Annotated in this window: 19 protein-coding genes, 2 tRNA genes and 2 rRNA genes; 16 read left to right on the forward strand and 7 right to left on the reverse strand. The window is 58.2% G+C overall.

The genetic code is table 11. The features are described from left to right. Positions 1–23: 23 nt before the first annotated feature. Positions 24–911 carry an NAD(P)-dependent oxidoreductase gene (locus ACVWSC_RS06845; RefSeq protein ID WP_442112611.1) on the forward strand — a complete coding sequence of 296 codons (888 nt, stop codon included), beginning with the start codon at positions 24–26 and terminating at the stop codon, positions 909–911. On the opposite strand, the gene ACVWSC_RS06850 is transcribed toward ACVWSC_RS06845, so the two are convergent. Together ACVWSC_RS06850 and rapA are read right to left on the reverse strand one after the other, a co-directional pair. Continuing rightward, positions 811–3,087, reverse strand: coding sequence for a putative bifunctional diguanylate cyclase/phosphodiesterase (locus ACVWSC_RS06850; RefSeq protein ID WP_442112613.1), 2,277 nt, complete (start codon positions 3,085–3,087; stop codon positions 811–813). The two genes, ACVWSC_RS06845 and ACVWSC_RS06850, sit on opposite strands and share 101 nt — an antisense overlap. 254 nt (positions 3,088–3,341) lie before the next feature. Next, positions 3,342–6,188, reverse strand: a complete 2,847-nt coding sequence (rapA, locus tag ACVWSC_RS06855; protein WP_442112615.1) for an RNA polymerase-associated protein RapA — start codon at positions 6,186–6,188, stop codon at positions 3,342–3,344. 116 nt (positions 6,189–6,304) lie between these two features. On the opposite strand from rapA, the gene ACVWSC_RS06860 reads away from it, so the two are divergent. The 7 genes from ACVWSC_RS06860 to ACVWSC_RS06890 all read left to right on the forward strand — a co-directional run bounded on the left by ACVWSC_RS06860 (position 6,305) and on the right by ACVWSC_RS06890 (position 11,236). Further along, the gene (locus ACVWSC_RS06860; RefSeq protein ID WP_442112617.1) at positions 6,305–6,991 is read left to right on the forward strand and encodes a M949_RS01915 family surface polysaccharide biosynthesis protein; all 687 of its coding nucleotides are present in this window, start codon (positions 6,305–6,307) and stop codon (positions 6,989–6,991) included. 114 nt (positions 6,992–7,105) lie between these two features. After that, positions 7,106–7,435 (forward strand): aspartate-semialdehyde dehydrogenase, encoded by a 330-nt coding sequence (locus tag ACVWSC_RS06865; RefSeq protein WP_442112619.1) that lies wholly within the window; start codon positions 7,106–7,108, stop codon positions 7,433–7,435. A 77-nt stretch (positions 7,436–7,512) separates the two neighbouring features. After that, positions 7,513–7,674 carry a hypothetical protein gene (locus ACVWSC_RS06870; protein WP_165957326.1) on the forward strand — a complete coding sequence of 54 codons (162 nt, stop codon included), beginning with the start codon at positions 7,513–7,515 and terminating at the stop codon, positions 7,672–7,674. A 134-nt stretch (positions 7,675–7,808) separates the two neighbouring features. Further along, entirely contained in the window at positions 7,809–7,925 is a 117-nt protein-coding gene (ccoM, locus tag ACVWSC_RS06875; RefSeq protein ID WP_305955358.1) for a cytochrome c oxidase subunit CcoM, read from the forward strand. A 248-nt stretch (positions 7,926–8,173) separates the two neighbouring features. Beyond that, a complete protein-coding gene (locus ACVWSC_RS06880; protein ID WP_442112622.1) occupies positions 8,174–10,162 on the forward strand; it encodes an FUSC family protein in 1,989 nt (662 codons plus the stop codon). After that, on the forward strand, positions 10,149–10,355 hold the full coding sequence (locus ACVWSC_RS06885) for a DUF1656 domain-containing protein (RefSeq protein WP_442112624.1): 207 nt from the start codon (positions 10,149–10,151) through the stop codon (positions 10,353–10,355). The genes ACVWSC_RS06880 and ACVWSC_RS06885 overlap by 14 nt, the downstream gene beginning before the upstream one ends. Positions 10,356–10,366: 11 nt before the next feature. Beyond that, positions 10,367–11,236 carry an efflux RND transporter periplasmic adaptor subunit gene (locus ACVWSC_RS06890; protein ID WP_442112626.1) on the forward strand — a complete coding sequence of 290 codons (870 nt, stop codon included), beginning with the start codon at positions 10,367–10,369 and terminating at the stop codon, positions 11,234–11,236. Here ACVWSC_RS06890 and ACVWSC_RS06895 read toward each other — a convergent pair whose 3' ends face one another. Continuing rightward, complete coding sequence (locus ACVWSC_RS06895; protein ID WP_442112628.1) at positions 11,237–11,962, reverse strand: SDR family oxidoreductase; 726 nt, start codon at positions 11,960–11,962, stop codon at positions 11,237–11,239. A gap of 100 nt (positions 11,963–12,062) precedes the next feature. Between ACVWSC_RS06895 and ACVWSC_RS06900 the strand changes: the two genes are divergently transcribed. Further along, complete coding sequence (locus tag ACVWSC_RS06900) at positions 12,063–12,851, forward strand: LysR family transcriptional regulator (protein WP_442112630.1); 789 nt, start codon at positions 12,063–12,065, stop codon at positions 12,849–12,851. On the opposite strand, the gene ACVWSC_RS06905 is transcribed toward ACVWSC_RS06900, so the two are convergent. Then, a complete protein-coding gene (locus tag ACVWSC_RS06905; protein WP_442112632.1) occupies positions 12,848–13,606 on the reverse strand; it encodes an SDR family NAD(P)-dependent oxidoreductase in 759 nt (252 codons plus the stop codon). The genes ACVWSC_RS06900 and ACVWSC_RS06905 overlap by 4 nt on opposite strands. A gap of 116 nt (positions 13,607–13,722) precedes the next feature. On the opposite strand from ACVWSC_RS06905, the gene ACVWSC_RS06910 reads away from it, so the two are divergent. After that, complete coding sequence (locus tag ACVWSC_RS06910) at positions 13,723–14,640, forward strand: LysR family transcriptional regulator (RefSeq protein WP_442112634.1); 918 nt, start codon at positions 13,723–13,725, stop codon at positions 14,638–14,640. Here the strand turns inward: ACVWSC_RS06910 and ACVWSC_RS06915 are convergent. Next, positions 14,579–15,793, reverse strand: coding sequence for a GAF domain-containing sensor histidine kinase (locus ACVWSC_RS06915; RefSeq protein WP_442112636.1), 1,215 nt, complete (start codon positions 15,791–15,793; stop codon positions 14,579–14,581). The two genes, ACVWSC_RS06910 and ACVWSC_RS06915, sit on opposite strands and share 62 nt — an antisense overlap. A 205-nt stretch (positions 15,794–15,998) precedes the next feature. Here ACVWSC_RS06915 and ACVWSC_RS06920 point away from each other — a divergent pair, with 205 nt between their 5' ends. Next, positions 15,999–16,322: a DUF2025 family protein gene (locus tag ACVWSC_RS06920; protein ID WP_442112638.1), complete on the forward strand. Its 324-nt coding sequence runs from the start codon at positions 15,999–16,001 to the stop codon at positions 16,320–16,322. Between the two features lie 30 nt (positions 16,323–16,352). On the opposite strand, the gene ACVWSC_RS06925 is transcribed toward ACVWSC_RS06920, so the two are convergent. Continuing rightward, positions 16,353–17,429, reverse strand: a complete 1,077-nt coding sequence (locus ACVWSC_RS06925) for a diguanylate cyclase (protein ID WP_442112640.1) — start codon at positions 17,427–17,429, stop codon at positions 16,353–16,355. Positions 17,430–17,554: 125 nt separating this feature from the next. Here ACVWSC_RS06925 and ACVWSC_RS06930 point away from each other — a divergent pair, with 125 nt between their 5' ends. After that, positions 17,555–18,655 (forward strand): MBL fold metallo-hydrolase, encoded by a 1,101-nt coding sequence (locus ACVWSC_RS06930; RefSeq protein ID WP_442112642.1) that lies wholly within the window; start codon positions 17,555–17,557, stop codon positions 18,653–18,655. 10 nt (positions 18,656–18,665) lie between these two features. Here the strand turns inward: ACVWSC_RS06930 and ACVWSC_RS06935 are convergent, their stop codons facing one another. Then, complete coding sequence (locus ACVWSC_RS06935) at positions 18,666–19,556, reverse strand: formate/nitrite transporter family protein (RefSeq protein ID WP_442112644.1); 891 nt, start codon at positions 19,554–19,556, stop codon at positions 18,666–18,668. Positions 19,557–20,161: 605 nt separating this feature from the next. Between ACVWSC_RS06935 and ACVWSC_RS06940 the strand changes: the two genes are divergently transcribed. The 4 genes from ACVWSC_RS06940 to ACVWSC_RS06955 all read left to right on the forward strand — a co-directional run bounded on the left by ACVWSC_RS06940 (position 20,162) and on the right by ACVWSC_RS06955 (position 25,089). After that, positions 20,162–21,698 (forward strand): 16S ribosomal RNA (locus tag ACVWSC_RS06940). An 84-nt stretch (positions 21,699–21,782) separates the two neighbouring features. Next, a tRNA-Ile gene (locus ACVWSC_RS06945) sits at positions 21,783–21,859 on the forward strand. Positions 21,860–21,869: 10 nt separating this feature from the next. Further along, positions 21,870–21,945, forward strand: a tRNA-Ala gene (locus ACVWSC_RS06950). 253 nt (positions 21,946–22,198) lie between these two features. After that, positions 22,199–25,089 (forward strand): 23S ribosomal RNA (locus tag ACVWSC_RS06955). Together the 16S and 23S rRNA genes with 2 tRNA genes alongside form the textbook arrangement of a ribosomal RNA operon. The last annotated feature ends 91 nt before the right edge of the window (positions 25,090–25,180 follow it).

Here is a 25,180-nt window from a genome sequence, read left to right on the forward strand (position 1 = left end):
CTTTAATCTGCCTGGAGCTGTACATGAGCACTGCACGTCCTTCACTGGGGTTTGCCGGAATTGGTCTGATGGGGTTGCCGATGTGTCGGCGCTTGCTGGCAGCGGGGTACCCGTTGACGGTCTGGAACCGTTCGCCGGACAAATGCGCGGCGTTGGCCGACGCCGGTGCCCAGGTGGTGTCGACGCCTGCCGAGCTTTGCCAGGCGGCCGATGTGGTGCTTTTGTGTCTGGCCGATACGGCGGTGGTGCGAGAGGTGGTGTTCGGTGCCGAAGGCATTGCCAAGGGCGCCAGGGCCGGGCAGTTGCTGGTGGATTTCTCCAGCCTGGAGCCCACCGCTACCCGCGAAATGGCGGCGGAGCTGGCGGCACTCAGTGGTATGAGCTGGCTCGATGCACCGGTTTCCGGTGGTACGCCTGGCGCAGAGGCTGGCACGCTGGCGATCATGGTCGGTGGCGCTGCGGCAGACCTTGAGCGCGTGCGCCCGGTGCTGTTGACCCTGGGCCAACGGGTCACGCATATGGGCGCGGTGGGAGCAGGGCAGGTGACCAAGGCCTGTAATCAGATGATTGTGGCCTGTAACGCCCTGGTGATTGCCGAGGTGGTGGCACTTGCCGAGCAATCCGGGGTGGACGCCAGCCTGATCGCCGAAGCGCTGGCCGGTGGTTTTGCCGACTCCAAGCCACTGCAGATTCTCGCCCCGCAAATGGCCGAAAGTCGTTTCGAGCCGGTCAAGTGGCACGTGCGCACGTTGCTCAAAGACCTCGATACCGCGGTGAAATTCTCACGCGAGCAGGGCTCGGCGACGCCTCTCAGCGGCCTGGCCGCACAGTTGATGCGCTTACATGGTAGTCAGGGGTATCTGCAAAAAGATCCGGCGACATTGATTGATTTGTACCGAGGTAAGGACTGAAACGGGCGAGTGAAGGCGCGCTGCGTTGATCGAGCTGATCAAGAATTGAACGCAGATCGCCCAGGGGCACGGGGCGGCTGAGCAGGTAGCCTTGCACGAAATCGCACCCCTGTTGGGCGAGAAATTGATACTGCTCGATGAACTCCACACCTTCGGCGATCACCTGCAGGTGCAGGGTGTGGGCCATGACGATGATGGCCTGCACGATTTCCATGTCTTGTGGGCAATGCGGTACATCCTGAATGAACGAGCGATCGATCTTCAGGGTGTCCAGGGGCAGGCGCTTGAGGTAGGCCAGCGACGAGTAGCCGGTGCCAAAGTCATCGATCGACAGTGAAACACCAAGGGCGCGAATCTCCTTGAGCATGGCAATGGTGTTGTGAATATTGCCCATCAATGCATTTTCGGTCACTTCCAGTTCCAGCTTGCAGGCTGAAAGCCCGGCGTTTTGCAAGGCGCTGGCGACCTCGTGGGGCAGGGCTTCGTGGCCCAGGGTCAATGCCGAGCAATTGACGGTGACTTTCAGGCCGCTGTAGCCATGACGGTCGAGTTGCGCCAGGTCTTGGCAGGCGCGGCGCATTACCCACAGGTCAAGGTCGGTGATCAGGCCATTGGCTTCGGCGATGCCGATGAAACGATCCGGGCTGAGCAAGCCATGTTGTGGATGCTGCCAGCGCACCAAGGCTTCAAGCTTGGCGACTTGCCCGGTATGCAGGTCGAAAATCGGCTGGTAGTGAATGCGCAAGCCGTGTTCTTCGAACAACGCACTGCGCAGTTCTTCTTCCAGTTGCAGCTCAAGGGTGGCGCGTGTCTTCAGGCTGCTGTTGAAGAAGTTCAGGCTGTTGCGTCCGCAACCCTTGGACTGATAAAGGGCAAGGTCGGCATTTTTCAGCAACTCCTCAGCGCTTACGCCGTCGTCGGGGAAAATGCTGATGCCAATACTGGTGGTCATGACCATGCGCCGCCCGGCCAGGTCGATCGGTTCTTTCATTTTCTGCATGATGCGCTGGGCAAGATTGCGTGCTTCTTCGCGGTTGCTCAGCGAAGTGAGAATGCAGAACTCATCCCCGCCGAAGCGTGCAACCACGTCCTGGCTGCGGGTGGCGGCCTTGATGTAGCCGGCAATGACCTTGAGCAGCTCATCGCCAGCATCGTGGCCGAGGCTGTCGTTGATGCGCTTGAAATGGTCGATGTCGAGGAACATCACCGCCAGCATGCCTTCGTTGGTGGCCTGCTCGATCAGCCGTTCGGCAAACACCTGGTTGAAGCCACGACGATTGATCAGGTTGGTCAGGGCATCGTAATGAGCCGCTTGCTGCAGCGAGACCCGTGCCTGATCCAGCTGGCTGAGCAGGACATTGACGCGGCGCAGGTCATGCTCCTTGCTTTGCAGCTTCTGGTCGGACAGCGCGGCACTGATACTGCTGGCGCTGATCAGCAAGGTGATGAAGGCGATGGTCAGGCTCAGTTGCAGGTTATTGTCAGCGCTTGGCAACACCACGGTGGCATCGGCAGGAATGACCAGGGTCATGCCCCACATGCCCGTGAAGTGAGTGGCGAAAATGCCGGCGGCCATCAACATACTGGCCGCGTACTTGAGCAGTTGATAGAGCGTGCCACTGCCATAGCGGAAATAACGGGCCAGAAAGACCGCCAACAGGCTGGTGCCGATGGCAATGGCAATCGAGGCGACAAACATGTCGGCGCGGTAAAACTGTTCGGCGTTCGAGCGCATCGCGCTCATGCCGATGTAATGCATCGCGGCGATGCCTACGCCGGTGTAGCTGGCGGCCTGAAAGTAATGGCGGCTGTGAAGATCGCGACGGCTGAGGGTGTTCATGGCCAGCCAGCCGGCGAGCAGCATGACCATCAAGGAAAGGCCGGTGAGCGAAAAGTCGTACTGCACCTCAATGGGTGCCTGGAATGCCAGCATGCTGATGAAGTGCAGTGCCCAGACCCCACCGGCCAGGCAGCAGGCACCGAGCAATCGCCATTGGCGCTGGGCTGCAGGTTGCTCTACGTGGCTCAGGCGTTCAGCCATGCTCAGGGTGGCAAAGCTGCCAGCACCGGCAACCAGCAACGCCAAGGCAACCAGGTAAGGGTTGTATTTGCAGTCCAGAATGATCTGTCCGGTAGCCGGAAGATCGGCGAGCATTTGTAGTCCCACCCACTCCATAGCCTGCCTCTTTGTCGAGTTTTCACTCGTCCCCCAAAGACCGTCTGGAGACTGTTGGACAGGAGTATAGAAACAGAGCATTAACCCATCCGGATTAATGGCACTTTGATTGCTACGATTTGGACATTGGCTTAATAGCGGTGGGTTCTAAAGCATCGCGGGGCAAGTCGGGTCGCCGCACCGCCGCTCCCACAGATTACCTGTAGGAGCGGCGGTGCGGCGACCCGACTTGCCCCGCGATCACAACAATGGACTCAACCGGCAACCAATACCCGGATCGCCTCCAGGCGCAGTGCGGCTTTTTCCAGCATGGCCAGACCTTGCTCACGTTGCTTGCGCAACGCGTCGATTTCGCTGTCACGCACGCTTGGGTTCACCGCTTGCAAAGCGGTCAGGCGCGCCAGCTCTTCATCGGTTTCCGCTGCCAGGCGGCGCTGCGCTTCGGCAACACGTTCGGCGTGGCGCGGCATGATCTTGGCTTCGCCGCTGTTGATCCGCGGCGTCAGCACATCGCGCTGGGCCTGGATGAACTTGTTGGCACTGGCTTTAGGCACGCTTTCGAGCTGGTCGTTGAGGGTCTCGAACGACACGCGCGAGGCCAGGTCGTTGCCGTTGGTGTCGAGCAAGCAGCGCAAGGCAGCCGGTGGCAGGTAGCGGCCCAGTTGCAGGGCACGAGGTGCCACCACTTCACTGACATACAGCAGTTCGAGCAGCACAGTCCCCGGCTTGAGTGCCTTGTTCTTGATCAGCGCCACCGCGGTGTTGCCCATCGAGCCGGACAGCACCAGGTCCATGCCACCCTGAACCATCGGGTGCTCCCAGGTAATGAATTGCATGTCTTCGCGAGACAGCGCCTGGTTGCGGTCGTAGGTGATGGTGACGCCTTCGTCATCGCCCAGCGGGAAGCTGGCGTCGAGCATTTTTTCGCTCGGCTTGAGGATCAGTGCGTTTTCCGAGTGGTCTTCGCTGTCGATACCAAAGGCATCGAACAGGGTTTCCATGTAAATCGGCAGGGTGAACTGATCGTCTTGCTCAAGAATCGCTTCAACCAGCGCCTGACCTTCACCCGCGCCACCCGAGTTAAGCTCCAGCAGGCGGTCGCGACCACTGTGCAGTTCGGCTTCAAGACGCTCGCGCTCGGCACGGGCTTCGTCAACCAGGGCTTGCCATTCGCCGTCGTCACCGCTTTCCAGCAGCGGCAGCAGGCGCGGGCCGAACTGATGCTGCAAGGCGTTGCCGGTCGGGCAGGTGGCCAGGAAGGCGTTCAGGGCCTGGTCGTACCATTGGAACAGGCGCTCTTGCGGGCTGTTCTGCAGGTGCGGTACATGCAGTTGGATAGTGTGTTTCTGGCCAATCCGGTCAAGACGCCCGATACGCTGTTCGAGCAGGTCTGGGTGGGCGGGCAGGTCGAACAGCACCAGATGATGGGCGAACTGGAAGTTGCGGCCTTCACTGCCGATTTCCGAGCAGATCAACACCTGGGCGCCAAATTCTTCGTCGGCAAAATAAGCCGCGGCGCGGTCGCGCTCCAGAATGCTCATGCCTTCATGGAACACCGTGGCAGGAATACCCGAGCGCACGCGCAGGGCGTCTTCCAGGTCCATCGCGGTTTCGGCGTGGGCACAGATCACCAGGACCTTGACCCGCTTGAGCATTTTCAGGGTATCGATCAGCCAGTCGACCCGTGGGTCGAAGCGCCACCAGCGCTCTTCTTCGTCGCTGTCGCTCTGGGACTGGAATGCCACTTCAGGGTACAGCTCGGCATGCTCGCCCAGCGGCAGTTCCATGTACTGGTCTGGGTTTGGCAGCGGGTAAGGGTGCAGGTTGCGTTCCGGGAAGCCCTGGACCGCAGCACGGGTGTTACGGAACAGCACGCGGCCAGTGCCGTGGCGATCAAGCAATTCGCGAATCAGGCGTGCGCTGGCCTGGCTGTCACCATCGTTGACCGCCGCCAGCAGTGCTTCGCCTTCGGCACCGAGGAAACCTTCGATGGTGGCGTGTGCCTTGGCCGACAGGCGTCCTTCGTCCAGCAGCTCCTGCACGGCTTCGGCCACAGGGCGATAGTGCTCGCTCTCGGCGCGGAAGGCGGCGAGGTCGTGGAAACGGTTCGGGTCCAACAGGCGCAGGCGCGCAAAGTGGCTGTCCTGGCCCAGTTGTTCCGGAGTTGCGGTGAGCAGCAGTACGCCCGGGATCACCTGAGCCAGTTGTTCGACCAGCGCATATTCGGGGCTGACCTGATCTTCGTGCCACACCAGGTGGTGCGCTTCGTCGACCACCAGCAAGTCCCAGCCGGCGGCGAACAGCGCGTCCTGGGCTTTTTCGTCTTCGGTCAGCCATTCCAGCGCGACCAGCGCCAGTTGGGCATCTTCGAACGGGTTGCTGGCGTCGCTCTCAATGAAACGCTCGGCGTCGAACAGGGCAACCTGCAGGTTGAAGCGGCGGCGCATTTCTACCAGCCACTGATGCTGCAGGTTCTCTGGAACCAGGATCAGCACGCGGCTGGCACGGCCGGAGAGCAACTGGCGGTGAATGACCAGGCCAGCCTCGATGGTTTTACCCAGGCCTACTTCATCGGCCAGCAGTACCCGTGGGGCAATACGGTCGGCGACTTCACGGGCAATGTGCAACTGGTGGGCGATAGGCTGGGCACGTGTGCCACCCAGGCCCCACAGGGAAGACTGCAATTGGCGGCTGGTGTGTTCCAGGGTGTTGTAGCGCAGCGAAAACCACGACAGCGGGTCGATCTGCCCGGCGAACAGACGGTCGCTGGCCAAACGGAACTGAATGAAGTTCGACAGTTGGGTTTCCGGCAGGGTGCAGGCCTGGTTCTGCGCATCGAGGCCGTGGTAAACCAGCAGGCCGTCGACATCGTCGACTTCGCGCACGGTCAGCTTCCAGCCTTCGAAGTGAGTGATCTGATCGCCGGGCGAGAAGCGCACCCGGGTCAGCGGCGCATTGCGCAGGGAATACTGGCGGGTGTCGCCAGTGGCCGGGTAGAGCACGGTCAATAAGCGGCCGTCCTGTGCCAGAACGGTCCCCAGACCTAGCTCGGCTTCGCTGTCACTGATCCAGCGTTGCCCCGGTTGATACTGCTGCGCCATACTGCCTGACTCCCGCCTTGAAAAGCCGACTATCTTAACGGATAGGACTCTGCAGACCAAAGAGTCTAGCAATTTGTGCGATAAAAGCTGCGTCGCCAGTGAGGGCCCGAACGTTCATGCGTCTACAGCCGTCGTGTCTACCCCGTTATCTGTTGGTTGCCAGCGTGTCACTGTTGAGCGCTTGCGATTCTCCCAAATTTGAACTGTTGGCGCCGCTCCCGTCCGGGCAACTTAATGCATTGAGGATCGAGTCGCCGGTGCAGGCGGTGCACTTTCGTGACCGCGAGGGCGAAGGTTTGTTGATTCTCAGCCGTGGTGACGATCAGGTTCAGGACGAGCAAACCAGCGAAGACCTCGATCAAGTGATCCTCACCGCCACGCTGTATGGGCGGCCCACCGAGCGCGACACCTTTAAAGTGCGCTGGAAGATCGAAAATGAAACCGACTGTGCCGGGCTGGACCTGGACGTCGGCTTTTATACCGATGTCAGCGGCGTGACTGACCTGAACAATGATGGCGTTGCCGAGCTGACCGTCGCCAGCCATGCGTTCTGCGGGGGTGGCATCGACCCTCACGAGTTGCGTGTTGAGCTTCGAGAAGGTCAGCAAAGCTATGCCATTGTCGGCCAGTCGCTGATCACTCCGCCGGGCGAAGCCCCCTATGGTGGTGAGCGTGAAGACAGCCCGTCATTGCAGGCAGCACCGGTTGCCATCCGTGAGCATCTGGACCAGGTGTGGAACAAAATTCTTACCCGGCCCTGGAACGAGATTGCTCCCATGCCAGAGGACAGCGACGAGCCATAGCCAGGCAACCGCTATACTTGGCCGCAACGCGTGATGTGGGCATCACGTGATTACGGATTCTCGGCTCAAGGCCGCGGCTGGCTAGCCGACACACTGGCGACAGGAGATTACCCCATGCTGCCGCCCATTATTCCGCTCAGTGCTGCTCCCGTGACATCGCAACTGGACCCGGTCAAGCCAACCCCGGATATCAAGCCCGTGGTGCCTGCGCAACCGGCCTCCAGCGAGGGTGCCATCGACTTGAAACATCGCGACCCGGAAAAGTCGGCCTTACTGCTGCGGGAAGAACAGCGCCGCCAGCAGGGCGGGCGCCAGTCGGGCAAGGATCAAGAGCGCTATCAGGCGCAACCGGGGGATGACGTCAATGCCGACAACACCGTGCCGGTCTCGCCCTTGATGGATGACCAGCCGCGCCAGGGCTTGTTGGTCGACATCGAAGTCTGAAGGCAGCCTTCAGACTGGTCAGCGACGGCAACTGCCTTCATTATTGCCAGATCGCAGCCCGCTTTCTGAGTCAGACCATGAGCCAAGATGACAACCTGATCGACCTAGGTGCCGAACGCGCCCGGCGCGTCCACGACCTTAATGAAAAACGCCTGAACGAAGTGCGCCAGGCGTTCGAACAGGCCATGCCACTGGGCAAGGTCAAGAAAAAGCCCAAGGGCAAACCCAAGAAGCGTTGAAAACTTGATGCAGGTCAACCCTGCACACGCCTCCCGCGCCCGGTTCCGGGCGCTATTGACCTCGGTCAATTTCCTCTCGCAGTCCATTCGATACCTTGAACCCATCAGACAGGTACAGGCGAATGGAGGCCGACATGTTCTTCGATAATGTGGTAATCGCTGGAGTGATTACAGTCGGCCTGATGCTGCTGTTCTTTGTCGGATTCGGAATTTTCATCTGGAAGGATTCGAACAAGCGCAACCAGCGCTGATCCTTTCAGTACACGAGCACGCAAGGCATTTAGGGCGACTTCGGTCGCCCATTTTTTTGTGCGTAAAAAAAATCCCGGTAGGAGCGGGCTTGCCCCGCGAGGCGATGCGGCTGATAAATCGCTATCGCGGGGCAAGCCCGATCCTACCGGGCGCTGGACTTTTGATAGTTAGCTAGCTAATAATTCACCTCGAATGCTTCTGCTCCATCCTGTCTATCGTTACAAAACAGTCAGCCAAGGTTCGTCCCGTGCCCATCACTTTGCAGGCCCTGTTGGCGCCGAACAAACTCGCCGTGCAATTTGCCATCAAGACGCTGCTTGGCGGTGGCCTGGCGCTGTGGCTGGCACTGCGCTGGGGCCTTGAACAACCGGCCTGGGCGCTGATGACCGCTTTTATCGTGGCTCAGCCACTGTCCGGCATGGTGTTGCAAAAAGGGCTGGCGCGACTGCTCGGTACCTTGGTGGGTACCGTCATGTCGGTGGTGTTCATGGGCCTGTTTGCGCAGACGCCGTGGCTGTTTCTGTTGGCCTTGGCCTTGTGGCTGGCCTTGTGCACTGCAGGCTCGACCATGCTGCGCAGTGCCTGGGCGTATTCCTTTGTGCTGGCGGGGTACACCGTCGCAATCATTGCCTTGCCCGCAGTCAATCATCCGCTGGCGGTGTTTGACCAAGCGGTAGCACGCTGTACCGAGATCAGCCTGGGCATTGTCTGCGCCACCCTGACCAGTGCCTTGCTCTGGCCGATGCGCGTTGAACAACAGCTAAGCGGTCAGGCACGCCAGGCCTGGGCCAGTGGCCTGCAGGCAGCCAGTGCAACCCTGGGTGGTGAGGCGCAGGCCCGCAAGGGGTTGCTGGAGATCCTCGGGCGGATTGTAGCGGTCGATGCACAGCGTGAGCACGCCTGGTTTGAAGGGCGTCTGGGACGAGAACGTGCCAGGGCGATCCGCAGCTTGAGCCAGAAATTGCTGATTCTGTTGCGCATTGCCCGTTCAGTGCGACGCCAATGGCAGCAACTGGATGACACCCAGGCGCAGCATCTGCAACCCTGGCTTGATGCCGTGCATGACACCTTGGCGGCACCCGATCAGGCCAGTTTGCTGGCCCTGCGGCAACGCCTGTGGGATGCCGCACACGATGAACGACTCAGTTCGGCCGAACATTATTGTCTGGCCCGCCTGACCTTGCTGCTCGACAGCGCCATGGCCGCGACTCTGGCTTTGCGCGCAGTAGAGGAGGGCAAGGCGCCGGACAATGTTCCTGATAGCCTGGCGGTACACCGCGACCTGCCCCTGGCCTTGCTGTTCGGCTCGCGCAGTGCCTTGGCGTTCTTGGCAATGGCAAGCTTCTGGATGGCCACCGCCTGGACCGCAGCCCCTGGCGGGCTGGTGCTGACCTGCGTGGTCTGCAGCCTGTTCGCCAGCCGTGAGAACGGTGCCCAGATTGGCATGAGCTTCTTGCGCGGCATCCTTTTGGCCATGCCGGTGGCGTTTGTGGTCGGGCAGATCCTGTTACCGCAATGGAGCGGTTTTCCCATGCTGTGCATGGCGATGGGTGTGCCGTTGTTTTTCGGCGCACTGGGCATGGCCAATCCACGAATTGGTGCGACGGCGACCTCCTATTGCCTGCACTTCATTGTTTTGGTCGCGCCGCTCAACGCCATGAATTTTGAGGTGGCGACCTTCCTTAATAGTGCCCAGGCCATGCTGATTGGCGTGGGCGCGGCGGTATTAGCCTTCAAGTTGCTGGTGCTGCGTAATCCGGCCTGGCACGGCCGCCGTCTGCGCGCCGCAACCCAGAACGATCTGGCGCGCTTGACCCGACGTGAGTTGCGCGGTGCCGATACCTGGTTCGGTGGGCGCATGGCTGACCGTCTGATACAACTGGCGCGGCACTACGCGGCGTTGACCGAGCAGGAACGCGGGCGTTGGGATGATGGTGTACACGGGCTGGATATCGGTGATGAGCTGCTGCACCTGCGCCACTGCCTAGCGGTCGCGCAGGCGCCGTTGGATGCTGCCGAACGCGAGTACTTGCACCAACTGCAAGCCGTATTGGCACGCGGCCCGGCACCGGGCCGCGGCCAGCGCCTGGATGCCGCCAGCGAAGCCTTCATCGACGCCCTGCAGCGCCAGCCGCCCAGTGATGCGCTGCGTCTGGCGGTTGGGGCAGTGCTGCAGTTGCAGCGCAGTTGGGGCAAATGGTGCCGTCGACAGGAGGAAATCCATGGGGTTGCGTGAGTGGGCGTTGGGCGGGGTACTGCTTAGCCCGTTTCTGATCTATGTGGTGCTGGCCATGGCGCTGACGGTGGTCGTGCGCCTGCTGCTGCGCCTGACGCCATTGGGACGCTGGATCTGGCATGAAGCCTTATTCGATTTCGCGTTGTTCATCTGTGTGTTGACCCTGGTCACGCTTGAGTTGGGACCTCGGTAAGGAGAGTGTTGATGCGAGCTTTACTGCGAATCGCAGTAACCCTGAGTCTGGTGGCTGTGGCGGTATTCGCCGGCTGGAAACTCTGGCAGTACTACATGCTGACCCCCTGGACTCGCGATGCAAAAATCCGCGCCGATGTGGTGATCATTGCCCCTGATGTATCGGGGTGGGTGCGTGAGCTGAAGGTGCAAGACAACCAGCAGGTCAAGGCCGGCGAGCTGTTGATGTCGATTGATCGCGACCGCTTCGAGGCAGCCCTGGATAAAGCCAATGCGGTGGCCGAAACCCGTCAGCAGCAATTGCGCCTGCGTGAGCACGAAGCGTCTCGCCGCGCTGCGCTTGGCCCTCAGGCCATCAGTGCCGAACTGCGCGAAAATGCCCAGATCAATGCGGCGGTGGCCCGGGGTGAGTTGAGCCAGGCGCAGGCGGACGTCAAGGCTGCGGCCATCAACCTGGCCCGTAGCCAGGTCAAGGCCCCGCGTGATGGTCACATCACCAACTTGCGCCTGGCCGAGGGTAACTATGTCAATGCCGGGCAGCCGGTGATGGCCTTGATCGATGACTCGACCTTCTACGTGCAGGCGTACTTTGAAGAAACCAAACTGCCGCGTATTCGTGTCGGCGACCCGGTCAAGGTCTGGCTGATGAGCGCTGGCGAGCCGATGCAAGGGCATGTCGAGAGCATCAGCCGCGGCATCACCGACCGCAATGCCAACCCCGATAGCCAGCTACTTGCCGAGGTCGAGCCTACGTTCAACTGGGTGCGCCTGGCCCAGCGCATTCCGGTGCGGATCAAACTGGATCAGGTGCCTGACGGCGTGACGCTCAGTGCCGGTATGACCGCCAGTGTCCAGGTGCACGAAGACCAGGCGCAGCGCTGATCAAGGCTGCTGGCGAGTAGCGGCCAGGACAATTTCGCGGATGCACACATGTTGCGGTTGCTGATAGGCGTAGGCGATGGCCGAGGCAACATCGTCGGCACTCAGGACCTGACCGCCCATTTCCGCTTTCCAGGCTTGATAGCCGTCTTTGATGGCTTCGTCGGTGGTATGCCCGAGCAGTTCGGTTTCCACGGCGCCTGGGGCAATCGTCACTACCCGCACGTTGTGCGCCGCGACTTCTTCGCGCAGGTTCTCGGAAATCCCGTGCACCGCAAACTTGGTGCCGACATAGGCGACATGGTTGGGGAAGGTCTTGCGCCCGGCCACCGAGCTTACGTTGATGATGGTGCCTTGGCGGCGCTCGATCATGCCGCCCACCAGCGCATGAATACCGTTCAACAGCCCTTTGACGTTGACGTCGAGCATCTGCTCCCACTGCTGTGGGTCTTGCTCATGCATTTGCCCCAACAGCATGACCCCGGCATTGTTGATCAGCGCATCGGCCGGGCCATACAGCGCTTCGGCTTGCTTCACCGCCTTGACGAACCCTTCGCGGTCACTGACATCCACTGCCAGGCACAGGCAATTGGGCAGGTTAAGCGCCTGCATGCGCTCCAGGCGTCGGGCCAGCAGCAACAGTGGGTGGCCGGCCTGGGACATCAGCCGCGCGGTGGCTTCGCCGATCCCTGAACTTGCACCGGTGATAATGACTAATGGTTTGCTCATGGTAACCTCCGAGACATAATCGTTTTGAATGGCTCAAGTGTATTGGCTTGGGTTTGCCCTGAAAAACTGCTTGTTTCTCTGGCTGGCATCGGAATTAGCTATGGATATTCGCCATCTGAAGGCGTTTCTCGCGGTGTTCGAGGAGCGCAACATCACCCTGGCCGCTCAGCGTCTGTGTGTTGCCCAGCCCACCTTGTCGGTGACCATTCGCCAGCTCGAAGAGGAGTTGGGCGTGGCCTTGTTCCTGCGCCAGGCACGCGGTGTTGAGGTCAGCGAGCAGGCCCGTCAGTTGTACCCGCAGGCTCAGCGCATGGTGGCCCAAGCCCAGGCGTTGAGCCGGTGCTTTCGCGAGCCTCAGGATCGTGTGGCGTTGCAATTGGGTATAGAAGCAGATATCGCCGTTAGCCAGGTCGAGGCGTTCGTGCGTTTGGCCACTCAAGCGCTGCCCACTGTGCAATTGACCCTGCTCGACGGCTGTACCGGCGATGCGCGGCTCGGGGTAGAAGCGCTGTGCTGCGAGGACGAGTTGTTTCTGGCGTTGTGGGAGGAGCCGTTTGTGTTTGCCATGGCCACTGGCAGCAACCCGGTTAACCAGTGGATTACCTGCCCACAGCACATTTCCCATCAACGTTTGCTTGGTTTCTATGGCAACGACGAGCAGGTCGGCCATGCCGCTTCTTTGCAGCAGGTGGTGCCAATGGTGGCCGCTGGATTGGGCGCGGCGTTGTTGCCGCAGTCGTTGGTCGAGCGCCATCCCGGCTTGCAATGGCGCCCGTGCCAAGGCTCGGCCCTGAGCCGTCGGGTAGGGTTGTGCTTTGCTGCTCAAGCCTTGCAACTGCCAGTGCTTGAGCAACTCTATCAAGCCTTGGGCGGTGTACCGGCCGGTTAGAGGAACATGCCGCCGGACACTTCCAGGCGCTGGCCATTGATCCAGCCACCGCCATCGCCAAGCAACAGGGCAATAGCCGCGCCGATATCGTCTGGCACGCCCACTCGTCCCAGGGCGGTATTGCTGGCAATAAAGCCGTTAACGTCGGCGTTGTCGCGCACCACACCGCCACCAAAGTCGGTTTCGATCGCGCCGGGGGCCAGAATGTTGACACGGATCCCGCGTGCACCCAGCTCTTTGGCCTGATAGCGGGTCAGCACTTCCATCGCCCCCTTCATCGCCGCATAAGCGGCGTAGCCGGGCAGGGCAAAGCGCGTCAGGCCGGTGGAAATATTGACGATGCGGCCGTGGTCGGCAATCAGCGGCAGCAGGCGCTGAGTGAGGAAAAACGGCCCCTTGAGCTGAATGTTGCAGAGTTGCTCGAATTGCGCCTCGGTGGTTTCGCTGAACGGTACATGGATGCCGATGCCGGCATTGTTCACCAGATAGTCCAGGTTGCTGCGGCCAAACACTGACGAGAGGGTTTGCTGCAATTGCCGGGCGAAATCTTCAAAACCTGCGCTATCACTCACATCCAGTTGCAGCATGGCGGCACGTACACCCTGTTGCTCCAGCGCCTGTACCAGCGCCTGAGCTTCCTCGGCCTTGCTGTGGTAAGTGCCGATGATGTCGATGCCTTGGGCGGCCAGGTGTTGCGCGGTGTTTTTACCCAGGCCGCGGCTGGCGCCAGTGATCAATGCGATTTTGCGGTTCATGTGCTGTACCTCGAAGGGCGGGGTGTCGAGGAAAGTCTATTGGTCGGTTTACTGCTGATAAATCCATGCATTTCGGAAATACTGGTCGGTACTTGCGAACAATCGAGCCTGCACCCATGAACAAGTTGGAGTTGCTGCGTACCTTTGTCCGGGTCAGCGAGTTATCGAGCTTTACCCTGGCCGGAGAGCGCTTGGGGCTTCCGCGATCGACGGTCTCCGAGCAGATCCGGGCCTTGGAGGCATTGCTTGGGACGCGGCTGCTCAACCGCACTACGCGACGGGTCCAGGCCACTCAGGATGGCTTGCAGCTGTACGAGCGTAGCAAAGAGCTGTTGGCGCGTATGGATGAGATCGAAGGCCTGTTCCACAGCGACCAGGCGGCGCTGGCCGGCCGTTTGCGGATTGACCTGCCGACGCTGATCGCGCGGCGCATCATCTTGCCTAACCTGCCGTCATTCGTTGATTGCCATCCGGACGTCGAGCTGGAGATCAGTTGCACGGATCGCCAGGTCGACCTGCTGCGCGAGGGCTTCGACTGCGTGCTGCGCATTGGCACCTTGAGTGACCTTGACCTGATCGCCCGGCCACTGGGGCAGATGCTGCAAGTCAATTGCGCCAGCCCGGCCTATTTGCAGCGCCATGGTGCGCCTCAGAGCCTGGCAGACCTGCAGCACCATCGTTTGATCCACTATGTGAAAAACCTGGGCAGCCGTAGCCCGGGCTTCGAGTACCTGCAAGCCGGTACCCTGCAGGTTCAGCCGATGGCCGGGGCGATCACCGTCAACAGTAGCGAAGCTTACGAGAGTGCCTGCCTTGCCGGCCTTGGCTTGATCCAAGCGCCATTGGCGGGTTTGCAAAGCTATTTGCAGCGTGGCGAGTTGGTCACCCTGTTGCCTGATTTCGTTCCGCCGCCGTTGCCGGTGTCGTTGCTGTATGCCCGGCAGCAGCACCTGCCGCCCCGCGTGCGTGCCTTCATGGATTGGCTGGCGGCGTTGCTTGAGCCGCGCCTGGATCCAGTGGCATGTGGAAACTGAACAGCGTCCCGGCTTCCTGGCTTGAAATCACATCCAGACGCCCGCCATGCGCCAGAGCGATCTGGTTGGCGATGTACAGACCCAGCCCCAATCCGGGCTGTACTGCGTCATTCAGTGGGTGGGAGAAGGGCTGGAACATCTGTGCCAGCACCTGCGGGGAGATTGGAGCGCCAAAGTTGTGAACCCCGAGTAACAGGGACTGGTCACGTATCTGAGCGCTGACTTTTACCGGTTGATCCTGAGCACCATGGGTCAGCGCGTTGGCGATCAGGTTGGAGAGCAATTGGGTGACGCGTTCGCGGTCACAGTTAACATCACTCAAGTCGCCAATCTGCAGGTCGATCTGCCGTTGTGGGTGGATACGTTGCAGTTCTGAAGCAACATGCCTGATGGCATCGCCCAGGTCTGGGCAAGGCTGGATATTGACGGTAATGCCATTGCCCAGGCGTCCGCGGGCAAAATCGAGAATGTCGCGGACCAACTGCGTAGCACGCCGCCCGCAGGTGAGGATGTGCTGGGCAATCGTGCGGCTTTTTTCCTCCTGCAGGCGTTGGGTCAAAAGCTCAGCCCCGGCGGTGATCGCAAACAGTGGATTGCGCAGATCATGGCCCAGTACGGCAATGAATTGTTCGCGTAGCTCAGCCATGGCCCGTTCTTTTTGCAGGGCCTCTTCGGTTTTCTGAGCGCTTTCCTCGCTCTCGATCTGGATCGACAGCAAGCGCGCGAAAGACTCCATCATCGGCTGGATGGCACTGCCTTTAAGGGCTGCGGGTAGGGGGTCAAAGGCGCAGATGGTGCCGAAAAAGCTGCCATCGGTACGGAACACCGGTACCGATATGTAACTTTCGAATTGATAGATACGAGGGGTTTGGTGGTTGCAGTACAGCTCGTCTTCGCTGGCTTTATCGATGACGATGGTCTGATGACTGCCGCGAATTTCGTGGCACAAGGTGGTCCTCAGGTCCAGCTCCTCACCCGCCTTCAAGCCAAACCCCAACAGGTCGAGCACGGCACACGCCGTCCAGCTGTCATCGGTGACCCGTGTCACCGCAGCAAAACGCATCCCGGTGGATTCGCAGATCACCTGCAAAATAGCCGGTACCACATTGATGCGGCCTATTGTGGCGATGTCGGAGGTAATAGCGTTGCTCATGAACCATCCACAGTAGCAGGTGACCTGAACAGCCAGTGTGGCTTAAGTCTAGCGAGCAGGTTCGAATCGGGTGAGAAATCCGTAACGGCTGGTCAGTATTTTCCATTAACCTTGGGGCCAGAGCCGTTCCGCCAGAGAACAGCCAGCAATGCCCAGCGTGCCAATCCCTTTCCCTCGCCCCCAAGGGGCTTCAGTGAGGTTTGACATGCAGATCACATCACAGGACATTTGTGCCGCCGCCGACCAGCTCAAGGGCTTTGTCGGATTTCATCGCAAGTTTGGCAAGCACATCGTGCGTTTCAGTGAAGACTCCTTCGGCATGGACGTTGCCGATGACAGCATCACTCCCAGCAACGAATTCGTCTGGAAGGCGGGGGAGGGCGACGTCATGACACTGAGCCGTGCACTCATCGAAATCCTCCTGGCGCAGAATGTCGATGAGCGCCTGAACGTCAGTGAGCCATTGCGCGTTTACCTGCGCCGCCGTGACTTGCCGGAAATCGCCGCGCAACGGCGTTTACGCGCGTAGTTTCCGCTTCATCGGGCGCGCAGCGAGCGTTCAGTCGGGGTAGGCCGGGTTCAGCGTGGTCAACGCCGGTTGGCAGAAGTTGACCTGGTTGCGCCCGCTTTTCTTCGCCGAATACAAGGCTCTATCGGCTTCGTTGAGCCAGGCTTCGGCGTCGCTCAAACCCTCGCGGTAGCTGGCCAGGCCAATACTCAAGCTGATGCGCAGCTCCGGCAGTTGTGGATTGCGGTAGCTGCCGACCCGCTCGCGCAAGCGCTCCATGGCCCGTTTGGCCTGCTCCAGGTTGGTGCTGGGCAGAATCAGGCAGAATTCGTCACCGCCATAGCGGCCCGCCAGATCCTCTTCTCGCAGGCTGCGTTTAAGCTCGCTGCTCAGTTGGCTGAGTACGCAGTCACCCACCACATGGCCGTACGTATCGTTGATGCTTTTGAAGTGATCGATATCGATGATCGCGATCACCGCCTGGCAGTGCTGCTGCTGGCAGATCTGGAACTTGAGCTGCAGCATGTCCTTCCATGAGCCGTGGTTCAGCAGGCCGGTCAGACTGTCGGTGCGGCTCAAGGCGCTGAGCCGGCGTTTATGTTCGGCAAGCTTCATCGCCAGCGTATAGCAGACCCAGCCAACGGCCATCGGGTAAAGCGTCAGCATCGGCAGGCAGGCATATACCTGCAGCGGCGTAGCTTGCAATTGCACGTGGGCGCCAAACAAGGCCATCGAAAATCCTGCCCCCAGGCCTTGGGCCAGCAATCCCCTGAAGAACAGGCGCTGGCCGCCGGCGGCAAAGTTGTTCATCGTCATCATCGCCAGGATGGTCACGCTGGGCAGGGGATTGAACTGCAGGGCAGCGGTCCAGAATCCGCCCATGAACGAATCGAGCAGCAGGTTACGGTACTCGGCGTTGTACGGGACGGCTGCACGTCGCGCCAATTGATAGGCCAGGTGCGGCCAGAGCAGACCATTGAACAGCAATAGCCCCCACACCCAAGTAGGCATCTGCAGGGTGGAAATACCGGCCATGACGCTGAGCATTCCGATGCCCAGGCCAACAATGCGCGGCAGGTATATTCTCCTGACGAATGAAAGTCCCTTGCCGCTTCTATTATCCATCATGGTGCTGGCCTATTCCGGGGCGCCGTTTATCGCATAAAAAGTGTCAATATTGTTGGACAATCACAGGCTATTGAAAAATGGCCTTACAAGCCATTTCACGGTTGATGCAGCCACCTTGGGGTACTATGAAACTCGCCCTCATCCTTGGAGTGCTTCTATTTATGGCCCCCTTGACTCCCAAGGCCGGTGATCCGGCACCGTACCAGGATGGGCGATATCATAATCAGCGCCAGTTACCGCAAGACAGCGTGTTCAAAAAACTGCGCATCGGCCTGAAGTTTCTGTTCATGGGCAAGCCGCCCGGAACCCGCCCTGAGGTGGAGATCGCTGTGCAGCCCTTGAGCCGCCAGCAGCTGATCGACGCTCCGGATCGCAGCCTGTGGCGCCTGGGGCATTCCACGGTATTGCTCAAGCTGCATGAACGCTTCTTTATTACCGACCCGGTGTTTGCCGAACGCGCCTCGCCAGTGCAGTGGGCGGGTCCCCAGCGTTTTCACCAACCACCGATCAAACTGGAAGATTTACCGCCGCTGACCGCGGTGATTCTGTCCCATGACCACTACGACCATCTCGATGAGCAGACAATACGTCAGCTGGCCGATCAGGCCGAGTTCTTCCTCGCACCGAAAGGGGTAGGGGACTTGTTGATTGAATGGGGTGTAGCCACAGCCAAGGTTCGGCAACTGGACTGGTGGCAGGAGACCCAGGTTGCAGGCATTCGTTTTGTTGCCACACCGGCGCAGCACTTTTCCGGACGTGGTCTGTTCGACAGCAATAGTACGCTGTGGGCGTCTTGGGTCATCCTGGATGAAAACCTGCGGTTGTTCTTCAGCGGCGACACCGGCTACTTCGACGGCTTCAAGCAGATCGGCGAACAGTACGGCCCCTTCGACATGACCTTGATGGAAACCGGTGCCTACAACCTTGAGTGGCCCAATGTGCACATGCAGCCTGAACAAAGCCTGCAGGCCCATCTGGATTTACGCGGGCGTTGGCTGCTGCCGGTGCATAACGGTACGTTCGACCTTTCCGTGCACAGCTGGCATGAGCCGTTCGACCGCATTCTGGCCTTGGCCAATGCTGCCCAAGTGCCGCTCAGTACACCGCAGATGGGCGAACGGGTCAGCCTGGATCAGCCGCACACCGGCCCGGCCTGGTGGTTACCCAAGCCGCTGCGTAACCCGCATGAAGGTAGCGAGCGGGCAATGGCGATGAAGCAGTGGTAGGCACGGCGACCTAGTGCTTTGAGCTGGCACGCGGCTTTTTGTTATCCGCTACTGGTGGCTGTGGTGCGGGCGTGCCGCTGTCGCTACGCACCTGGGCATGGCTGATCAAGGCAAAGATAAAGCTGCCGCCGATGATGTTGCCCACCAGCGTGGGGGCGGCGAAGTCTAGCCAGAACACCTCCCAGCCGATCTCTTTGGCCCACACAAGGTAAGAGATTTCCACCGAGCCGACGACGATGTGGGTGAAGTCCCCCAAGGCCATCAAGTAGGTGATCATCAGGATGATCCAGATTTTCGCGTGCTCCATGGACGGGATCATCCACACCATGGTGGCAATCATCCAGCCAGAGATGATGCCTTTGGCGAACATCTGGCCCCATTCGTTCTCCAGCACCTTGCGGCCAATGTCGAGAAAGGCTTCGTCGGCCTTGGTGTCGAAAATCGGCAGGTTCAGCATTACATAGGACACCAGCATGGTGCCGGCCAGGTTGCCAAGCAGCACAATGGACCATAAGCGCAGCAGTCGGCCGAAGTTACGGGGTGTCGGCGTAGTCATCACCGGCAGCACTGCTGTGAGGGTGTTTTCGGTAAACAGTTGCTGACGCGCCAGAATCACAGCCAGAAATCCGGCTGAGTAACCAAGGCTGGCAATCACCTGACTGCTGTCGCTGTCTGGTAGCCGGGCATAGAACAATCCCATGGCCATCATCGATAGCCCCATGCTGAGCCCGGCGGCCAGCGCCGACCACCACAGCGCAGCGATCGTGCGCTCGAGCTCCTGATCGCCCTGGTAGCGAATGATCTCGTGCAGCACGGCAGCGCGCGGCGGTTGGTTCTGACTGACTTCCTGCTCTTCATCTGCCGACAGGCCAGGGGTCTTGCTGCTTTCAGTCTTACTCATGGCAGTGGCTCGCGTGGGATGCCTTTACTACAGATCAGCGCCAAGCCCGATTAGTTGCCTGAGGGCGGTGTATTAAATGCAAGTTGGGCTATCTGGGAAGAAAGTTGAAATAAGTGCTTGACGCCCCCTCAGATCTCTCTATAATTCGCCCCACTTCCGGCGCAGTCGGAACGGAAAACTCCTTGAGATTCAACGAGTTAGATGTTCAAGGTAGTGCCGGAGGGGCTTCGATCGAAAGATCGACAGCGGTGAAAAAGGTGGTTGACAGCGAATTGAAACGCTGTAGAATTCGCCTCCCGCTGACGAGAGATCGCAGCGAGTTAAGCGGTTGAAGTTGAAAGAGAAATTCTGAAAAACTTCAAAATAAACGCTTGACAGGATCTGAGGAAAGCGTAGAATGCGCGCCTCGGTTGAAGCGAAAGGCTTCAGCCAAACGCTCTTTAACAATCGAATCAAGCAATTCGTGTGGGTGCTTGTGACTCAGACTGATAGTCAAAAAGATTATCAGCATCACAAGTGACTACACGGAAATCGAAAGATTTCAAATTTAGTCATTTGAGATTGCTGAGCCAAGTTTAGGGTTTTCTCAAAACCCAAGCAGTATTGAACTGAAGAGTTTGATCATGGCTCAGATTGAACGCTGGCGGCAGGCCTAACACATGCAAGTCGAGCGGATGAGAAGAGCTTGCTCTTCGATTCAGCGGCGGACGGGTGAGTAATGCCTAGGAATCTGCCTGGTAGTGGGGGACAACGTTTCGAAAGGAACGCTAATACCGCATACGTCCTACGGGAGAAAGCAGGGGACCTTCGGGCCTTGCGCTATCAGATGAGCCTAGGTCGGATTAGCTAGTTGGTGAGGTAAAGGCTCACCAAGGCGACGATCCGTAACTGGTCTGAGAGGATGATCAGTCACACTGGAACTGAGACACGGTCCAGACTCCTACGGGAGGCAGCAGTGGGGAATATTGGACAATGGGCGAAAGCCTGATCCAGCCATGCCGCGTGTGTGAAGAAGGTCTTCGGATTGTAAAGCACTTTAAGTTGGGAGGAAGGGCAGTAAGTTAATACCTTGCTGTTTTGACGTTACCGACAGAATAAGCACCGGCTAACTCTGTGCCAGCAGCCGCGGTAATACAGAGGGTGCAAGCGTTAATCGGAATTACTGGGCGTAAAGCGCGCGTAGGTGGTTCGTTAAGTTGGATGTGAAATCCCCGGGCTCAACCTGGGAACTGCATCCAAAACTGGCGAGCTAGAGTAGGGCAGAGGGTGGTGGAATTTCCTGTGTAGCGGTGAAATGCGTAGATATAGGAAGGAACACCAGTGGCGAAGGCGACCACCTGGGCTCATACTGACACTGAGGTGCGAAAGCGTGGGGAGCAAACAGGATTAGATACCCTGGTAGTCCACGCCGTAAACGATGTCAACTAGCCGTTGGAATCCTTGAGATTTTAGTGGCGCAGCTAACGCATTAAGTTGACCGCCTGGGGAGTACGGCCGCAAGGTTAAAACTCAAATGAATTGACGGGGGCCCGCACAAGCGGTGGAGCATGTGGTTTAATTCGAAGCAACGCGAAGAACCTTACCAGGCCTTGACATGCAGGGAACTTTCCAGAGATGGATTGGTGCCTTCGGGAACTCTGACACAGGTGCTGCATGGCTGTCGTCAGCTCGTGTCGTGAGATGTTGGGTTAAGTCCCGTAACGAGCGCAACCCTTGTCCTTAGTTACCAGCACGTTATGGTGGGCACTCTAAGGAGACTGCCGGTGACAAACCGGAGGAAGGTGGGGATGACGTCAAGTCATCATGGCCCTTACGGCCTGGGCTACACACGTGCTACAATGGTCGGTACAGAGGGTTGCCAAGCCGCGAGGTGGAGCTAATCTCACAAAACCGATCGTAGTCCGGATCGCAGTCTGCAACTCGACTGCGTGAAGTCGGAATCGCTAGTAATCGCGAATCAGAATGTCGCGGTGAATACGTTCCCGGGCCTTGTACACACCGCCCGTCACACCATGGGAGTGGGTTGCACCAGAAGTAGCTAGTCTAACCTTCGGGAGGACGGTTACCACGGTGTGATTCATGACTGGGGTGAAGTCGTAACAAGGTAGCCGTAGGGGAACCTGCGGCTGGATCACCTCCTTAATCGACGACATCAGCTGTTTCATAAGCTCCCACACGAATTGCTTGATTCATTGAAGAAGACGATATCGGTAACAGCTCTTAACTGGGTCTGTAGCTCAGTTGGTTAGAGCGCACCCCTGATAAGGGTGAGGTCGGCAGTTCGAATCTGCCCAGACCCACCAGTTTCTTGTTGGGGCCATAGCTCAGCTGGGAGAGCGCCTGCCTTGCACGCAGGAGGTCAGCGGTTCGATCCCGCTTGGCTCCACCACCCCCTACCGCTTGGTAGTGCTACCGTGTCAAAGCTTAGAAATGAATATTCGCGTCGAATATTGATTTCTGAACTTTTTCAGAATCGTTCTTTAAAAATTTGGGTATGTGATAGAAATAGACTGAATGACACTTTCACTGGTGTTTATTCAGGCTAAGGTAAAATTTGTGAGTTTCTCTTAAGACTTTAAGAGTATTGCGAATTTTCGGCGAATGTCGTCTTCACAGTATAACCAGATTGCTTGGGGTTATATGGTCAAGTGAAGAAGCGCATACGGTGGATGCCTTGGCAGTCAGAGGCGATGAAAGACGTGGTAGCCTGCGATAAGCTTCGGGGAGTCGGCAAACAGACTTTGATCCGGAGATCTCTGAATGGGGGAACCCACTCAGCATAAGCTGAGTATCTTGTACTGAATACATAGGTGCAAGAGGCGAACCAGGGGAACTGAAACATCTAAGTACCCTGAGGAAAAGAAATCAACCGAGATTCCCTTAGTAGTGGCGAGCGAACGGGGACTAGCCCTTAAGTGGCTTTGAGATTAGCGGAACGCTCTGGAAAGTGCGGCCATAGTGGGTGATAGCCCTGTACGCGAAAATCTCTTAGTCATGAAATCGAGTAGGACGGAGCACGAGAAACTTTGTCTGAATATGGGGGGACCATCCTCCAAGGCTAAATACTACTGACTGACCGATAGTGAACCAGTACCGTGAGGGAAAGGCGAAAAGAACCCCGGAGAGGGGAGTGAAATAGAACCTGAAACCGTATGCGTACAAGCAGTGGGAGCCTACTTTGTTAGGTGACTGCGTACCTTTTGTATAATGGGTCAGCGACTTATATTCAGTGGCGAGCTTAACCGAATAGGGGAGGCGTAGCGAAAGCGAGTCTTAATAGGGCGTTTAGTCGCTGGGTATAGACCCGAAACCGGGCGATCTATCCATGGGCAGGTTGAAGGTTAGGTAACACTGACTGGAGGACCGAACCGACTACCGTTGAAAAGTTAGCGGATGACCTGTGGATCGGAGTGAAAGGCTAATCAAGCTCGGAGATAGCTGGTTCTCCTCGAAAGCTATTTAGGTAGCGCCTCATGTATCACTGTAGGGGGTAGAGCACTGTTTCGGCTAGGGGGTCATCCCGACTTACCAAACCGATGCAAACTCCGAATACCTACAAGTGCCGAGCATGGGAGACACACGGCGGGTGCTAACGTCCGTCGTGAAAAGGGAAACAACCCAGACCGTCAGCTAAGGTCCCAAAGTCATGGTTAAGTGGGAAACGATGTGGGAAGGCTTAGACAGCTAGGAGGTTGGCTTAGAAGCAGCCACCCTTTAAAGAAAGCGTAATAGCTCACTAGTCGAGTCGGCCTGCGCGGAAGATGTAACGGGGCTCAAACCATGCACCGAAGCTACGGGTGTCACTTAGGTGACGCGGTAGAGGAGCGTTCTGTAAGCCTGTGAAGGTGAGTTGAGAAGCTTGCTGGAGGTATCAGAAGTGCGAATGCTGACATGAGTAACGACAATGGGAGTGAAAAACTCCCACGCCGAAAGACCAAGGTTTCCTGCGCAACGTTAATCGACGCAGGGTTAGTCGGTCCCTAAGGCGAGGCTGAAAAGCGTAGTCGATGGAAAACAGGTTAATATTCCTGTACTTCTAGTTATTGCGATGGAGGGACGGAGAAGGCTAGGCCAGCTTGGCGTTGGTTGTCCAAGTTTAAGGTGGTAGGCTGAGATCTTAGGTAAATCCGGGATCTTAAGGCCGAGAGCTGATGACGAGTTGCCTTTAGGCGACGAAGTGGTTGATGCCATGCTTCCAAGAAAAGCTTCTAAGCTTCAGATAACTAGGAACCGTACCCCAAACCGACACAGGTGGTTGGGTAGAGAATACCAAGGCGCTTGAGAGAACTCGGGTGAAGGAACTAGGCAAAATGGCACCGTAACTTCGGGAGAAGGTGCGCCGGTGAGGGTGAAGGACTTGCTCCGTAAGCCCATGCCGGTCGAAGATACCAGGCCGCTGCGACTGTTTATTAAAAACACAGCACTCTGCAAACACGAAAGTGGACGTATAGGGTGTGACGCCTGCCCGGTGCCGGAAGGTTAATTGATGGGGTTAGCTAACGCGAAGCTCTTGATCGAAGCCCCGGTAAACGGCGGCCGTAACTATAACGGTCCTAAGGTAGCGAAATTCCTTGTCGGGTAAGTTCCGACCTGCACGAATGGCGTAACGATGGCGGCGCTGTCTCCACCCGAGACTCAGTGAAATTGAAATCGCTGTGAAGATGCAGTGTATCCGCGGCTAGACGGAAAGACCCCGTGAACCTTTACTATAGCTTTGCACTGGACTTTGAATTTGCTTGTGTAGGATAGGTGGGAGGCTTTGAAGCGTGGACGCCAGTTCGCGTGGAGCCATCCTTGAAATACCACCCTGGCAACTTTGAGGTTCTAACTCAGGTCCGTTATCCGGATCGAGGACAGTGTATGGTGGGTAGTTTGACTGGGGCGGTCTCCTCCTAAAGAGTAACGGAGGAGTACGAAGGTGCGCTCAGACCGGTCGGAAATCGGTCGTAGAGTATAAAGGCAAAAGCGCGCTTGACTGCGAGACAGACACGTCGAGCAGGTACGAAAGTAGGTCTTAGTGATCCGGTGGTTCTGTATGGAAGGGCCATCGCTCAACGGATAAAAGGTACTCCGGGGATAACAGGCTGATACCGCCCAAGAGTTCATATCGACGGCGGTGTTTGGCACCTCGATGTCGGCTCATCACATCCTGGGGCTGAAGCCGGTCCCAAGGGTATGGCTGTTCGCCATTTAAAGTGGTACGCGAGCTGGGTTTAGAACGTCGTGAGACAGTTCGGTCCCTATCTGCCGTGGACGTTTGAGATTTGAGAGGGGCTGCTCCTAGTACGAGAGGACCGGAGTGGACGAACCTCTGGTGTTCCGGTTGTCACGCCAGTGGCATTGCCGGGTAGCTATGTTCGGGAGAGATAACCGCTGAAAGCATCTAAGCGGGAAACTTGCCTCAAGATGAGATCTCACTGGAACCTTGAGTTCCCTGAAGGGCCGTCGAAGACTACGACGTTGATAGGTTGGGTGTGTAAGCGCTGTGAGGCGTTGAGCTAACCAATACTAATTGCCCGTGAGGCTTGACCATATAACACCCAAGCAATCTGCAACGCAGATTGTGGTGGTGAAGACGAAAGTCACCGAAAGTTTGCAAAACCACAAATGTCACATACCCAATT

This window comes from Pseudomonas sp. NUPR-002 (assembly GCF_056322725.1).